Here is a 14,214-nt window from a genome sequence, read left to right on the forward strand (position 1 = left end):
TAGACCTTTAGATATCCCGCACCATAAAAGCGCACCGTGTGCGTATTTTATGGTATTTTCCGCACAATGTGCGTATATTGATGTCTAGCGATTCTCCACCATGAAAGGAGACCACGACATGCTCTCGCACATCATTCTGTTCCGCGGCTTCATCTTCAACCGGCCCAAGAAGACGCCGGTCACCACGGCCTACCCTTATTCGCCGCCGGAATGGGCCGCGTTCAACCGGGCGCTCTATCAACCTCGGCCGCGCTTCAGCCACTGAGTCACCGGCCAGCCGGTCCTCCCCTCCCCACCGGCAAACCGGGTATCAAGGGGGTGTGCACGTCCGTGCCGCCCCCTTATACTTTGCCCTGATCAGGGATTAAGGGCCCGCCGCGTGGACATCGAAATCATCTACGATACCGTCTGTCCCTGGTGCTACATCGGCAAGCGCCGGTTGGACCAGGCCCTGGCCCTGCGCCCGAACCTAAACGTCACCACCCATTGGCGGCCGTTCCTGTTGAACCCCGAACTGCCGCCCGACGGCGTCGACCGCACGGCCTATCTGGTCAAGAAGTTCGGGTCGGAAACGCGGGTCCGGCGCATCTACGGCGCGATCGGTGAAGCCGGTCAATCGGTCGAGATCGATTTCGCCTTCGAGCGCATACAGAAGACCCCCAATTCCGTCGATTCTCACCGCCTGGTCAAATACGCCGCCCGACACGGCGCCGCCGCCGACGCGGTGGTCGAAGCCCTGTTCGTCGCCTATTTCGTCCATGGCCTCGACATCGGCGAGGAACAAGTATTGCTCGACATCGGTGCCCGACACGGCCTCGATGATGCCGACTTGCGGACCTATCTGGCCGGCGACACCGATCTGGAGGCCGTGACCCAAGACAACGCCCGCGCGCACCGCCTCGGCGTCAACGGCGTGCCGTCCTTCGTGTTCACCGGCCCCATGGTGATTTCCGGCGCCCAGGAACCGCAGATCCTGGCGCGCATGCTCGACGCCGCCGCCTCGGCCGCCTGAGCCGGAGGCCGCGACCCGACCGTGACAAAACGCCTGCATCAGATGACGGTGACCTACGTGCCCACCGAGGACCGCATGATGCTGCGTATCGCGACCAGCGAAAAAACCGAATACCGCCTGTGGCTGACCCGCCGCTTCATCGCGGCGATGTGGCCGGCGCTGGGCGGTCAATTGGCGCAGACGGCGGACCTCAGCGGTCTGCGCCCGCAAGCCAAGGGCGAGGACGCCCCCGCCGGTGCTTCCGAGGCCCCGCCCCCGGCCCCCGACGTGCCGGCCAAGGTGCGCGACGCGGTTCTGGGCATGGAGCATCAGGCGGCCGTGCAGGACTCAGACTTTTCCCGAAAACACGACGAGGACACCGTAGACCTGACCGCCAATACGGGCCCGATGATCGTGACCGGCGCCAAGGTCAAACCCTGGGACGGCAAAAAACTGGTGCTGGGGTTTCAGACCTCCAACGACATGAACGTCACCGTGACGCTGGACAAGAAATTGCTGCACGGGTTCTGTCACATGGTGGCGACCACTGTGCAGAAGGCGGAATGGGGATTGGCGCTGACCGTGGGTGAACCCGTCGTCGCCACTCAGACAGGCACGAAGGTCATTCACTGATTTCCTACTAGTAGAAAGCGCCTAGGCCGCCGCCTTGCCCGCGATGGCCGCCAGTTGCGACACCAGGAATCGCACGCCCTTGGTCCGCGCCTGCTTATCGGGCCAGTCGCTGACGTAGATCAGCCGATGGTCGGGGCGCAGCTTGGCCTTGCCCTTCTGTTGGGTGATCCATTGCACGAGACCCACCGGATCGGCGAAGTCGTCACCGCGGAACTGTACAGTGGCACCACGCGGCCCGGCATCGACCTTGGCGACCCCGGCGCGGCGGCACGATCCCTTGAGCTTCACCAGGTCCAACAGGTTCTGTACGCTTTCCGGTAGAGGCCCGAAACGGTCGATCAGTTCGACCGCCAGGTCCTCCATCTCGTCGTCGCCGGACAGGCGTGAAATCCTGCGGTACAGATCCAGACGCAGGCTCAGGTCGGCGACGTAGTGGTCGGGGATTAACACTTCAGTGCCAAGGGAGATTTGCGGGCTCCAATCCTCGTCCGTGGCACTCTCGCCACCCCCGCTCTTGGCCTCGGCCACGGCTTCTTCCAGCATGCGCTGGTACAGTTCGACCCCGACCTCGCGGATATGGCCGGACTGTTCCTCGCCCAGCAGGTTGCCCGCCCCGCGGATGTCCATGTCGTGGCTGGCCAGGGTGAACCCAGCCCCCAGGGTGTCCAGGGTCTGCATGACCTCCAGCCGCTTTTCCGCCGTCGGTGTCAGCTTGCCGCGCGCCGGGACGGTCAGATAGGCATAAGCGCGGATCTTCGACCGCCCGACGCGGCCGCGCAGCTGATAGAGCTGGCCCAGCCCGAAGCGGTCGGCGCGGTGCATGATGATGGTGTTGACGCGGGGCAGGTCCAGGCCGGATTCGATGATGTTGGTCGATACCAGAACATCATAGGCGCCGTCGGCAAACGCTTGGAACACGTCTTCCAAGTCGCGCGGCTTCATCTGGCCATGAGCCAGGGCGATGCGCGCGTCGGGCATCATTTCCGTGATCTGATTGGCGACGCCGTCGAGGTCGGACACGCGCGGACAAACGTAATAGACCTGCCCGCCCCGGTGCAGTTCGCGCACCATGGCCTCGCGGATGATGACCGGGTCGAACGGCAGCACGAAGGTGCGCACGGCCAGCCGGTCCACCGGCGGCGTGGCGATCAGGCTCATTTCCCGTAGCCCCGACAACGCCATCTGCAGGGTGCGCGGGATCGGCGTCGCGGTCAGCACCAGGACATGGACGTTGGTCTTCAACTGCTTCAGCTGTTCCTTATGGGCGACGCCGAAGTGCTGTTCCTCGTCGATGATCAGCAGGCCCAAGTCGCGGAAGCGCACGTCCTTGGCCAGCAGTGCATGGGTCCCGACGACGATGTCGATGTCACCCTTGGCCATGCCTTCCTTGACCTTGGACGCGTCCTTGGCGGTCACCAGCCGCGACAGCTGCCCGATCTTCACGGGGAAACCGGCGAAGCGTTCCTGAAAGGTCTTGAAGTGCTGACGCGCCAGCAGTGTGGTCGGCACCACGACGGCGACCTGTTTGCCGGTCAGGGCCGCGGTGAAGGCGGCGCGCAGCGCCACCTCGGTCTTGCCGAAACCGACATCGCCGCAGACCAATCTGTCCGTCGGCAGACCCTTGGCCAGATCTTCAAGAGTATCGGAGATGGCGCGCAGCTGGTCTTCCGTCTCGTCATAAGGAAAACGCGCACAGAATTCGTCGTAGGCCCCCGGGTGCCCTTCCAGGCGCGGCGCGTCCTTCATCAGGCGTTCCGCCGCGACCTGCATGAGCTTTTCCGCCATGTCGCGGATACGCGCCTTCATCTTGGCCTTGCGCGCCTGCCAGGCGGCGCCGCCCAGGCGGTCCAACTGCCCCGGCCCGCCTTCGGAGCCGTAGCGCGTGACAATCTCGATATTTTCGACCGGAATGAACAGCTTGTCGTCGCCGGCATAGACCAGCATCAGGCAATCATGCGCCGCCCCGCCGACGTCGATGGTCTGCAACCCGTCGTAGCGCCCGATCCCGTGTTCCGCATGGACGACCAGATCGCCCTCGTTGATGTCGGACACGCTGGCGATCAGGTTTTCCGGGCGCACCTTGACCCGGTGGCGGCGCACCACGCGCTCGCCCAAAATATCCTGTTCCGAGACGACGGTGACTCGGCCCGGCAGCACGAAGCCACGCGGCAGGCCCAGCACGATCGCCGAAGCCCCCGGCCCCTTAAGCGCCGATTGCCAGTCGGCGGCGGGCGTCAGCGTCACGCCGCGTTCCGCCAGCACGGTGATCAGCCGCGTACGGGCACCCTCGGAATAGGTATCGACCACGACGGTGTGGCCATCGGCCAACAACGCCTTCACATGTGCCGCCGTCTCCTGAAACACATCGGCGTCAGGCCGGGCGCGCACATCGCCGAATTCACGGCCCGGCCGGCCGCCCAGGTCGATGGCGTCGGGCCAGTCACCGGCGGCGTCGAAGGCCGACAGTTCGCGCACGTTCAGGCTGCCTTCGATCTGCCGCCATTCGTCGGGCGCCAGGTACAATTGTTCCGGCGGTAACGGCCGATAGGGCACGCCCGCCATGGCGCCCTGGGGCGTGTTCGCCATTTCCACCCGCGCCTGATGATAATCGGCGATCATGGCAAGGCGGCCTTCGGCCGACTCGCCCGCCTGGGGTTCCAGCGCGATGATCACGTCGTCGGGCAGGAAATCGAACAAAGTGTCCATGCCTTCATGGAACAAAGGCAGCCAATGTTCCATGCCCGGATGCGCCCGCCCGGCGGAAATGCTTTCGTACAAGGGATCATCGTCGCCGCCCGTGCCGAAGGCGACGCGGTAACCGGAGCGAAATCGCGAGACGGCTTCCGCATCCAAGGGGGCCTCAAGTGCCCGGCGAATGGCGAAACCGTCGAGCTTGGCGTCGGAGCGTTGAGATGTCGGGTCGAAGGTCCGCACCTGTTCCAACTCGTCGCCGAAAAAATCCAGGCGGACGGGGTTCGCCGCCCCCGCCGGATAGATGTCGATGATGCCGCCGCGCACGGCGTATTCACCGGGCTCGTACACCGTTTCGACCCGCTGGTAGGACGCATGGGCAAGGCTTTCCAGAACCTTTTCCGGCCCCGTGCGGTCGCCGACGCGAAGGTTCAGCCCCGCATCGTCGAAGTAGGCCCTGGGCGGAACGCGCTGCAGAACCGCCGACACGGTCGTCAGCACGACCGGCGGTGTGCCCTTACCTGTCACGCCGTGACGCAGTTCGGTCAGGGTGCCGACCCGGCGGGCGACGATGTCGGTCTTGGGCGACACCCGGTCGTACGGCAGACAGTCCCAGGCGGGAAAGGTCAGCACGGCAAGGTCCGGCGCCATGAAGGCAAGGGCTTCCGCCGCCTGGTCCATGTGCACGTCGTCGCGCGCGATGAACAGAACGGCCTTTCCGGCCCGTGCCGCATCAGCCAGAATCAGGGCTTCCGCGCCGCCGGGCACGCCGAACACGCGGCGCACGCCGGGCGAATACCAATGTTTTTCCATGCCGGTCACGGGGTCTTGTGATTACTGGTCATTGAAGGTGAGAATTTGGCGCATCAGGTCCGTCGCGAATTCGGCAGGCGGTGCTTCACGCCCAGAGACCCAGGTGTAGACATCATTGTCGGGTTGCTTCAACAACACCTCGAAGGCGTCCAGGTCGGCCTCGGACAGGGCCTCGATCCGTGCCTCGGCGAAACCGCCCAGGATGATATCGTTCTCTTTCATGCCGCAGTGCTGGGCACGAAAAAGAATGCGTTTGCGGCGGGCGTCCATCTGGGGGCCGGTTCCTATCGAAAGATCGCGTCGGGGAACGTAGGATATAGTCGCTTCAACCCGCCTTGTCAGCCGTCGAAAAGGCCCTGCCCCAAAATGCGCCCGGAAATCCTGTTCCCTCTGTTCAAGCCCGTGACGACGCTGCCCGGCGTCGGGCCGCGCGTGGGATCGGTGATTGAAAAGCTGTGCGGCGGCGGGCGGCTGCTTGATCTGTTGTTCCATCTGCCGACCGGAATCGTCGATCGCCGTTACGCGCCCAAGGTCGCCGAGGCCGAAGCCGGGCGCGTCGCCACCCTGACCGTGACCGTCGGCCCCCACGCCAAGCCCCACAACCGTCGTCAACCCTACAAGGTTCAGGTTTCCGACGATTCGGGTTTTCTCACCCTCGTGTTCTTTCATGCCCGGGACGACTACCTGGCCAAGATCCTGCCCGAGGGCGAAACCCGCATTGTGTCCGGCGTGATCGAACGCTACGGCGACAATCTGCAAATAACCCATCCGGACCACATCGTGCCGGTGGCGGAGCGCGACCAGATTTTGAAAGCCGAGCCCGTCTATCCCATGACCGCCGGCCTGTCGCCCAAGACCTTCGGCCGCGCGGTGCTGGCCGCGATCAAGGCCACGCCTGAACTGCCTGACTGGCTCGACCCCGCCGTCACCCAGCGCGAGGGCTGGCCCGCTTGGCGGCCGGCCATGGAAGCCCTGCACCACCCGGAAACCCAGGCTGATACGGCCCCCGACGCCCCGGCACATCGCCGCGCCGCCTATGACGAACTTCTGGCCAACCAACTCGCCCTCGCCCTGGTACGCCGCGACATGCGCAAGGTTGCGGGCCGCGCAACCTCGGGCGACGGCAAGATCATGGACCGGATCACCAAGGCCCTGCCCTTCAGACTGACACCGTCGCAAGTCATGGCCGTGGCCGAGATCACCGGCGACATGGCAGCGCCCGAACGCATGCTGCGCCTGCTGCAGGGCGACGTCGGATCGGGCAAGACCCTGGTGGCGCTGTTGGCCATGGCGCGGGCGGTCGAGTCCGGGGCTCAGGCCGTCCTCATGGCGCCCACGGAAATTCTCGCCCGGCAACACTTTGCGACGCTGGAGCCGCTCGCCAAGTCGGCCGGCCTATCCATCGCCCTTCTGACCGGGCGGGAGAAAGGCAAGACCCGGGATGCGATCCTGGCCGACCTAGCCCAAGGCAGCACGGACCTTGCCGTCGGCACCCATGCATTGTTCACCGAAGACGTCGCGTTCAAGGACCTGGCCCTCGCCGTGGTCGACGAACAACACCGATTCGGCGTGCACCAGCGCTTGGCCATCACGGCCAAAGGTCGCAAGTGCGACGTGCTGGTGATGACGGCGACGCCGATTCCGCGCACCCTGATGCTCACAGCCTACGGCGACATGGAGGCCTCTCGCCTGACGGAAAAGCCGCCTGGCCGTGCGCCCATCGACACTCGGGCCCTGCCTGCCGACCGCCTGGCCGAGGTCGTCGACGGCCTGACGCGCGCCCTGGCGACCGGGGCCAAGGCTTATTGGGTTTGCCCATTGGTCGAGGAATCGGAAAAGATCGACGCGGCCGCGGCGGAAGACCGGTACGCCCATTTGAAACAGGTGTTCGGCGACCGGGTCGGGCTGGTTCATGGCCGGTTGAAGGCGTCGGAAAAGGACGCCGTCATGGATGCCTTCGCCAACGGCCCGTTGCAAATTCTGGTCGCAACCACGGTGATCGAGGTCGGCGTCGACGTGCCCGACGCCACGGTCATGGTCATCGAACATGCGGAGCGGTTCGGCCTGGCCCAATTGCATCAATTGCGCGGCCGCATCGGGCGCGGCAACAAGCCGGGCACCTGTCTGCTGCTCTATGCGCCACCGTTGTCGGAAACTGCGCGATCGCGCCTGAAAATCCTGCGCGATACGGACGACGGATTCCGCATCGCCGAGGAAGATTTGAAACTGCGGGGTGCCGGGGAACTGTTGGGCACGCGGCAAAGCGGCCTGCCGACCTTCCGTCTTGCCGACATTGCCCACCATGGCGACCTGTTGGCCATGGCGCGGGACGACGCGGCGCTGATCCTCAACCGGGATGCGGACCTGAAATCGGACCGGGGCGCGGCCCTTCGCGTTCTGCTCTACCTGTTCGAACGGGACGCGGCGGCACGGACCCTGCGGTCAGGTTAGGGCGGGCAGATTAGGTTGGCCGGTTAGGACTTGTCGCCGTTTTTCGGCTTCTTGGTCCGTCCTCGTTCACCCGCCGGCAGCGATGCCTGCAAGTCTTTCTGAATTTCGGCGGGACGCTTGGCCGCCAGAACCACGGGCGTGTTTTCGGTTTCGCGCAGAACCTCCAATTCTTCATACACTCGGGCCGAGGTCACGGGCTGCTTCTTCAGCGCATCCGGCCGGCGGTCGGGCGGCGTGACGATGCCGCCGGAAATCACCATCTTGATCGCTTCCTCGACGGACATATCCAGGCTGACCAGATCCTCCTTGGGCACGAACAACAGGAACCCTGAGGTCGGGTTCGGCGTCGTCGGAATGAAGATGTTGATGCATTCCTCCTGCGTCACATTCTGCACCTCGCCCGTTGTGGTACCGGTGATGAAGGCAATGGCCCATATGCCGCGCCGGGGGTATTCGACCAACACGGCCTCGCGGAACGCATTCGACTGCTGCGCCAGCACCGTTTCGAGAATCTGCTTGGTCGCGTTGTAGACGCTGCGGATCACCGGCATACGGTTGAGGATGTGCTCGCTCAGCTTGATGAAGAAGCGTCCCATGAACCCCGCCGTCAGGGCACCGGTCAGCGTCAGGCCGACGATCAGCACGAACAGGCCCAGGCCCGGCAGGGCGAAGGGCAGATAGGTTTCCGGGTTGTACTTGACCGGGATCAGCGGTCGGATGGTGTTGTCCACGAAATGGATCAGCAGCCAAGCCAGATAGAAGGTGAAGGTGATCGGTGCCGTCACCAAAATCCCGGCGAAGAAATAGGCCCGCATGCGCGGGAAGAACCCGTTCGACGCCGGTTTGGCGTCGGATGCGGGGGTCTGGTCGCCGTGTTGCGTCTCGTCACTCATGTAAAGAGTTGCCTTCTGTTTTCCGGTTCAAATAAGGAAATTATCAATCACGTCTCAATCCCACGGCCCGTCGCCGAGGAAGTCCCGCAGCCGGGCAAAGGTATCGTCCGGCAACTCTTCGGCAAGAAAATGGCCGCAATCAAGCGTCCCGCCGGTCACGTTCTCGGCCCGCTCGCGCCAGGCGGCCAGCACGTCGAACTTGCGGGCGACCAATCCCTTTGCCCCCCAAAGCGCCAGTACCGGACAGGTCAGCTTGCGACCCGCCGCCATATCGTCCCGGTCATGGATCATATCGATGGTCGCCGCCGCGCGGTAATCCTCGCAGGACGCATGAATGGTTTCCGGCGTGGAAAAGCAGCGGACGTATTCGGCCATGGCCGCGTCGTCGAACAAGGTTCCCTTGCCGCTCCACTGTCCCATCTTGCGGCGCAGGAAGAATTCAGGATCGGCGCCGATCATGCGTTCCGGCAGATCGGCCGGTTGGATCAGGAAGAACCAATGGTAATAACCCGTGGCGAATTCCATATCCGTCATGCGGTACATATGTTCCGTCGGCGCGATGTCGAGTACCGCCAGCCGCACAACCTTATCCGGGTTGTCGGCGGTCAGGCGATGGGCGACCCGCCCGCCCCGGTCATGGCCGACGACGGCATAGCGATCAAACCCCAGGTCGGCCATCAGGCCTGCCAAGTCCCCCGCCATGGCGCGCTTGGAATAGGGCTCATGGTCCGCGTCCGTCGGCGGCTTGCCGCTGTCGCCATAACCGCGCAAATCGGGCATGATCAAGGTGTAATGCCGCGCCATCAGGGGGGCCAGCTTGTGCCACATGGCATGGGTCTGCGGATAGCCGTGCAGAAGCAGGACCGGCGGCCCCTCACCTCCCGTGCGGAAGTTGACGGCGACGCCGCCGATCTCCCGGCGATCTTGTTGAAAGCCGTCGAACATCAAGTGGTCCCTTGCCTCCTCTGCGCTGGGATCACTTGCTCATCCGCCTGACAGTTTCCGCCAGGATCTTCAACAAGCCCTGGACGAAAGGGTCCGATTTCATCATGCGGTGCTGAAAATTAGCGCGGTTGATGACGACCACGGTGCAGCCGCTTGCCGACCGGGCAGAAGCGGCCCGGGGCTTGCCGTCGATCAACGCCATCTCGCCGAAGATGCCGCCCGCGCCGATGGTGCTGAGCACTTCCTCGGAGCCCTCGCGGTAAATTTCGACGGTCCCGCTTTGAACGAGATAGGCAAACAAACCCTCATCGCCCTCTTTGAAGATGCGATCACCCGCCTGATACATTTTCCGTTCAAGCACGCCTGTGACCGACATGTCCGAACCCTCACTTCCTGTCCGTACGCAGCCGACGCGCAGCCGCTCACAACCTCTCCGGCACCGTTTTCGTTTCCCGTTTCCAGGCATGTGCCGTTGCGGTTAGTGTACCCCCTCCACCCGCCAAGGGGAGTCTATTTTCAAATGCCCTACCACCCCGCATGAGCCGCGAATATCCCGAACGCCCCATCGTCGGCATCGGCGCCGTCGTCCTCAAGGACGATCATGTGCTGTTGATCCGCCGCGGCAAGCCCCCGCGCCTCGGCAGCCTGTCCCTGCCCGGCGGCGCACAGCATGTCGGCGAGACCGTCCATGAGGGGGCACTGCGCGAGGTCATGGAGGAAACAGGGGTCGAGGCCGAAGTCCTGGGCCTGATCGACGTGGTCGACAGCATGACCAAGGACGACGATGGTCGTCTGCAATTCCATTACACCCTGGTCGACGTGGTTTGCCGCTGGGTCGCGGGCGAACCCCGGGCCGCCGGCGACGCTGCCGATGCCTTGTGGATGCCGTTGGCCGATGTACCCGACCTGCCGCTGTGGTCGGAAACCCGGCGCATCATCGAACTGGCGGCGAAAATGACCGAGGCTTTGCCGCCGTCGGATTGACGCTTACGGAATTTTATAAAAGACGCCGGGGCGCCGACGCCGGCCGAAACAGATATTCCAACAAGGTCCGCCGCCCTGTGCGCACGCGCACGCTGACCTGCATTCCCGGCAAGATTCTATTGGCGTTGGGGTCATCGCCGATGAAAGCCTGATCCAGAACGACCGTGGCACGGTAATAAGGCTTGCCGGCAGTGTCCGTGAAGGTGCCGGCGGAAACGTCGCGCAGTTCGCCGCCGACCAATCCCGCCCGCCCCGATCCCGCACCGGTTATCTGCACGGCGACCGGCTGGCCCACGGTAACGCGGCTGATGTCCCGAGGGGCCAGGCGGACCTCGGCGATCAGATCGTCATCGACAGGCACAATCTCCATGACCGTCGCCCCCGCGGGAACGATGCGGTCCTTGGCATAACCGCCGATGCCCTTCACGAACCCCTTCACGGGGGCATGGATATCGAAGGCGGCGACCCGCGCCGCCAGTTGCTTCACCTCTTCCGACGCCTGGGCCAGCTTGGCTGTGACAAGGCCGAATTCGGCCAGGGCTTCTTCACGGCTTTGGCTTTCCAGGGCATCGAGCTCCGTCTTCGCCTCCTCGACCGCCTGGGTCAGTTTCTCGCGGCGGGTGATGACCGTGGCCATGTCGCCGCGCACGTCGGCGACCTGACGGCGCACGTTGAGCAAAAGGATCTTGGGGCTCAGGCCCTTGCGGAACAGTTCTTCCCGCATGGCCAGTTCCTCGGCCAGAATCTGCGCCTTGCGGGTCAGGGTTTCATCCTCACCCCTCAGACGGTCAAGGTCGGCCTGACGCTGCTGGATGCGCGATTCCAGAATGATGCGGCGGTTTTCCTGGGCCCGCTGATAGCCGTTATAGACCGCCCATTGGTCCTGCACGAGGGACTGGAACTTGGGGTCGGCGAAACCGAAATTGGGCTCGCGGCCATCGCCGATGGCGCGCAGGCGTTCCGCCTTGAGGGCGAGTGCCGCTTCCTCGATCCGCGCCTGCTCGTACCGCGCCTTGATCTGCGCCGGGTCGAGACGCAGCAGCACGGCCCCCTGGTCGACCAACTGGCCTTCCTTGGCCAGGACCTCAACCACCACGCCGCCCTCAAGATGCTGGACCGCGCGCACCTGACCGGCGGGCACGACGGCGCCCTCGGCCTCGACCGTTTCCTGAACCTCAGCGAACGCCGCCCAAATCCCCACGGCAGCGACAATAACGACAGGCCCCGCGATCATGCCCCGCGACCACAGACGGCGGCGGCCTTCACCCGCCGACGCCGTGCCGTCTTCCAGCACGGCAAGGGCCGGCTGCCCCTGGGCCGGTGCCTGGGTTTCGCTGGTATAGGACGGGGTGGTGCCGGGCTGGGTCATCGTTCGGCCAAGGTCATTGTTCAGCGAGAGTCTGTCCGACCCGCCCTTCCGCGTAAAGCTGTTCCAAGACCGCAGACGACGGCCCCTCGGCGCGGGTCCGTCCGCCTTCCAACCAGATCACCCGGTCAGCCAGACGAATGATCTGCGGTCGATCCGTGGCGACGATAACGGTCGTCGTGCCGCGCAATTCCTCGATGGCACGCAGCAAGGCATGTTCGCCCTCCGGGTCCAAATGGCGTTCCGGCCCGTCGAGCAGCAACAGGCCGCTGCGGCGAACATAGCCGCGGGCCAGCGCGACGCGCTTCAGGAATCCCGGCTGCGGATCGTGGTCGATCAACCCCATATTGACGGCCAAACCAAACCGCCGATTGCCGCCGACACCCGTTTCCAATACGCGGATGTCCTCCATCACACCGGCGAGATTGCAGGCGGATTGGATATCCGCCTCCGAAGCGACCGGGTTCATCAGCCGCAAATTGTCCTCGATGCTGAGCGGCAGGAATTCCGGCATCTCCGGCACGTAGGCGACGGACTGCCGCAACTGCACGGGATCGAACAGGCCCGTTTCGACGCCATCCAGACGGGCGTGCCCGGCAGCGGTGGGCTCCAGCCCCGCCAGCACCCGCAGCAGCGCCGACTTGCCCGACTGATAATCACCGACAACGGCGACGACCTCGCCGGGGTCGGCATAAAGCGACACATCGTCGAGCGGCATTTCGATGCCGCCCGTGGACGCCGTCGACAGGCCGCTGACATCAACATGCCCGGCCAAGGTGCGCGGCGGTAACGACGGCCGGGCGGTGCTGCGCTCGGCGCGGATCGCATGCAGGCGTCCCGCCTGGGTCAAGCCGCACCATAGGCGCGCGGCGTTGCCGGCCTCGTCCGTCACGCGGGCGACCGCGCGAAGCGCCGCCGCCGTCAACAGGACAGACGCCGCCAAGGCCCCTTGGCTCAGGCCATCGGAAAGGCTCAGGTAGGCCCCGGCCGCCGCCGTCGCGGCGACGGTGGCACCTGCGATCCAACGTCCGATCAAAGCAACACGGCGGGTGCGGTTGGCAGCATCGCGCCGGGTGCGGACGGCCTCGGCGGTGGTACGCTCGATCCGCCTGGCGACGGCGTCCTCGCAGCCGGCCGCGATTGCCTCGGCACGGACACGGACGGCCTCAAACCAGTTTTGGGCGGATTCTCCGGCCGCACCAACAGCCCGTGCCATCGCGCTGCGCACGCCATCCTTCAACACCCAGCCCGCAACGGCGACCGCGAAGACGCCAAGGACCGGGACGGCAACCAATGCGCCGGCAAGATACGCCACGACGGCAAGGGCGATCACCGCGGCCGGCAGGCCGAGGGCGGCCCGCACCAACCGTACCGCCGGTTCGGGACCGCCTGCGTGAAAGTCATCAAACCGGCTACGACGCGCGCCCGCCGTGGTGTCCTTCAAGGTTTCCGGCGGCAGGAACAGGGTCCGCGTCAAGGCACCCAGGGCAAGACCCGCCGCCGCCGTCGCCACGGGGGCGGCCATGCGGTCCCGCCAGGCGCGGAACGGAATCTCAAACACCATGGTCAGCGCCGCCGCCCCGGTGAAGAACAGAATCATGGGCAGGGCGGCCGACGGCACGACATCGTCGAGTGCCACCAGCAGCAGCAGCGGCCCGGCCAGTGCCAGGATTCCCTGGACCAATGCCACGGCCCCCATGGCACGCAGCCGTCCCCGCAGCAATGACCGGAGAAAGGCAAACGGTTCCGCCGGCGGTGCGGTATCCGCCATCGGTTCGGCGGCGGTGAAGACATGCACCCGCCCGGCGCGCCGATCGCGGGCGATGGGCCGGCGGGTACGCGTTGCTCCATCGAACCCCGGCAAGGAATTCTGCCCGAACCGCTCCAGCACCAGGACGTCCCCGGACTTGGTGGTGAACAGAGCCGGGAAATCCTGCGGCCCCAGTTCATTAAGTCTGGCGCGGAACGAGCGGCAGCGGAACCCAAGCCGGGCCATAACCATCACCGCGTCGGAGGCGTCCAGCGGCGCGTTGAGGGCCGGCAGAACCTCGACCACCTGACGCGGCGCCCCATTCCAGTCCAAGGCCTGGAGCAATTCGCGCAGGCAATGGGCGATGTTGGTTCCCCCCGCCAGCGCTGCCGCCATGGTCCAATCGTCGGGCAGATCCACGGCCTCGGACAACGCCACTTCCAGGTCCTGGGGGCTGGGCGGTGTTTCCTCGGGCTCCGGCTCGGCGACGCCAACAGCGGCCTCGGATGACAGGGCCAGCAGCGGCGGCGGCACCTGGGCGTGGGGATCGATCCCTTCCAACCGGTTGAGGCGCAACGCACGCCACGGCCCCCGGGGACGCACGCTCTCCGCTTCGACGACACTGTCCAAGCCCGCCGACAAGGCGCGGGTGAACAGGGCTTCTGTTGCTTCGAAATGAGGGATGCGGCTCACCATC

Annotated in this window: 12 protein-coding genes; 5 read left to right on the forward strand and 7 right to left on the reverse strand. The window is 65.1% G+C overall.

The annotated features are described in order from the left end of the window. Nucleotides 1-118: 118 nt before the first annotated feature. The 3 genes from KFF05_09660 (at nucleotide 119) to KFF05_09670 (ending at nucleotide 1,624) form a co-directional block, all read left to right on the forward strand. Entirely contained in the window at nucleotides 119-265 is a 147-nt protein-coding gene (locus KFF05_09660) for a hypothetical protein (protein ID UTW50242.1), read from the forward strand. Nucleotides 266-379: 114 nt separating this feature from the next. Next, the gene (locus KFF05_09665) at nucleotides 380-1,012 is read left to right on the forward strand and encodes a DsbA family oxidoreductase (GenBank protein ID UTW50243.1); all 633 of its coding nucleotides are present in this window, start codon (nucleotides 380-382) and stop codon (nucleotides 1,010-1,012) included. A 21-nt stretch (nucleotides 1,013-1,033) separates the two neighbouring features. Then, nucleotides 1,034-1,624 carry a hypothetical protein gene (locus KFF05_09670; GenBank protein UTW50244.1) on the forward strand — a complete coding sequence of 197 codons (591 nt, stop codon included), beginning with the start codon at nucleotides 1,034-1,036 and terminating at the stop codon, nucleotides 1,622-1,624. 21 nt (nucleotides 1,625-1,645) lie between these two features. On the opposite strand, the gene mfd is transcribed toward KFF05_09670, so the two are convergent. Both mfd and KFF05_09680 read right to left on the reverse strand, forming a co-directional pair. Further along, nucleotides 1,646-5,128: a transcription-repair coupling factor gene (mfd, locus tag KFF05_09675; GenBank protein ID UTW50245.1), complete on the reverse strand. Its 3,483-nt coding sequence runs from the start codon at nucleotides 5,126-5,128 to the stop codon at nucleotides 1,646-1,648. A gap of 21 nt (nucleotides 5,129-5,149) precedes the next feature. Further along, nucleotides 5,150-5,398 carry a succinate dehydrogenase assembly factor 2 gene (locus tag KFF05_09680; protein ID UTW50246.1) on the reverse strand — a complete coding sequence of 83 codons (249 nt, stop codon included), beginning with the start codon at nucleotides 5,396-5,398 and terminating at the stop codon, nucleotides 5,150-5,152. Nucleotides 5,399-5,494: 96 nt separating this feature from the next. On the opposite strand from KFF05_09680, the gene recG reads away from it, so the two are divergent. Then, the gene (gene recG / locus KFF05_09685; GenBank protein ID UTW50247.1) at nucleotides 5,495-7,579 is read left to right on the forward strand and encodes an ATP-dependent DNA helicase RecG; all 2,085 of its coding nucleotides are present in this window, start codon (nucleotides 5,495-5,497) and stop codon (nucleotides 7,577-7,579) included. Nucleotides 7,580-7,602: 23 nt separating this feature from the next. Here recG and KFF05_09690 read toward each other — a convergent pair whose 3' ends face one another. From KFF05_09690 to KFF05_09700, 3 genes are read right to left on the reverse strand one after another with little or no spacing between them, the layout of a single operon-like run. Further along, the gene (locus KFF05_09690; GenBank protein UTW50248.1) at nucleotides 7,603-8,472 is read right to left on the reverse strand and encodes a DUF502 domain-containing protein; all 870 of its coding nucleotides are present in this window, start codon (nucleotides 8,470-8,472) and stop codon (nucleotides 7,603-7,605) included. Between the two features lie 54 nt (nucleotides 8,473-8,526). Next, nucleotides 8,527-9,417 carry an alpha/beta hydrolase gene (locus KFF05_09695; protein UTW50249.1) on the reverse strand — a complete coding sequence of 297 codons (891 nt, stop codon included), beginning with the start codon at nucleotides 9,415-9,417 and terminating at the stop codon, nucleotides 8,527-8,529. Between the two features lie 31 nt (nucleotides 9,418-9,448). Continuing rightward, nucleotides 9,449-9,793, reverse strand: a complete 345-nt coding sequence (locus KFF05_09700; GenBank protein UTW50250.1) for a cyclic nucleotide-binding domain-containing protein — start codon at nucleotides 9,791-9,793, stop codon at nucleotides 9,449-9,451. 161 nt (nucleotides 9,794-9,954) lie between these two features. Here KFF05_09700 and KFF05_09705 point away from each other — a divergent pair, with 161 nt between their 5' ends. Then, on the forward strand, nucleotides 9,955-10,401 hold the full coding sequence (locus tag KFF05_09705; protein ID UTW50251.1) for an NUDIX hydrolase: 447 nt from the start codon (nucleotides 9,955-9,957) through the stop codon (nucleotides 10,399-10,401). A gap of 13 nt (nucleotides 10,402-10,414) precedes the next feature. Here the strand turns inward: KFF05_09705 and KFF05_09710 are convergent, their stop codons facing one another. Both KFF05_09710 and KFF05_09715 read right to left on the reverse strand, forming a co-directional pair. Then, nucleotides 10,415-11,770, reverse strand: coding sequence for an HlyD family type I secretion periplasmic adaptor subunit (locus tag KFF05_09710; GenBank protein UTW50252.1), 1,356 nt, complete (start codon nucleotides 11,768-11,770; stop codon nucleotides 10,415-10,417). A 13-nt stretch (nucleotides 11,771-11,783) separates the two neighbouring features. Then, complete coding sequence (locus KFF05_09715; protein UTW50253.1) at nucleotides 11,784-14,213, reverse strand: ATP-binding cassette domain-containing protein; 2,430 nt, start codon at nucleotides 14,211-14,213, stop codon at nucleotides 11,784-11,786. Between the last annotated feature and the right edge of the window lies 1 nt (nucleotide 14,214).

The organism is bacterium SCSIO 12827, from assembly GCA_024397995.1.
Classification (GTDB): Bacteria; Pseudomonadota; Alphaproteobacteria; order Rhodospirillales; family Casp-alpha2; genus UBA1479.

What these genes read in the sequence shown, in the direction of transcription:
- KFF05_09660 (UTW50242.1), top strand. Translation starts at nt 119, where the DNA reads ATGCTCTCGCACATCATTCTGTTCCGCGGCTTCATCTTCAACCGGCCC.
- mfd (UTW50245.1), bottom strand. Translation starts at nt 5,128, where the DNA reads ATGGAAAAACATTGGTATTCGCCCGGCGTGCGCCGCGTGTTCGGCGTG.
- KFF05_09680 (UTW50246.1), bottom strand. Translation starts at nt 5,398, where the DNA reads ATGGACGCCCGCCGCAAACGCATTCTTTTTCGTGCCCAGCACTGCGGC.
- recG (UTW50247.1), top strand. Translation starts at nt 5,495, where the DNA reads ATGCGCCCGGAAATCCTGTTCCCTCTGTTCAAGCCCGTGACGACGCTG.
- KFF05_09690 (UTW50248.1), bottom strand. Translation starts at nt 8,472, where the DNA reads ATGAGTGACGAGACGCAACACGGCGACCAGACCCCCGCATCCGACGCC.
- KFF05_09695 (UTW50249.1), bottom strand. Translation starts at nt 9,417, where the DNA reads ATGTTCGACGGCTTTCAACAAGATCGCCGGGAGATCGGCGGCGTCGCC.
- KFF05_09700 (UTW50250.1), bottom strand. Translation starts at nt 9,793, where the DNA reads ATGTCGGTCACAGGCGTGCTTGAACGGAAAATGTATCAGGCGGGTGAT.
- KFF05_09705 (UTW50251.1), top strand. Translation starts at nt 9,955, where the DNA reads ATGAGCCGCGAATATCCCGAACGCCCCATCGTCGGCATCGGCGCCGTC.
- KFF05_09710 (UTW50252.1), bottom strand. Translation starts at nt 11,770, where the DNA reads ATGACCCAGCCCGGCACCACCCCGTCCTATACCAGCGAAACCCAGGCA.
- KFF05_09715 (UTW50253.1), bottom strand. Translation starts at nt 14,213, where the DNA reads ATGGTGAGCCGCATCCCTCATTTCGAAGCAACAGAAGCCCTGTTCACC.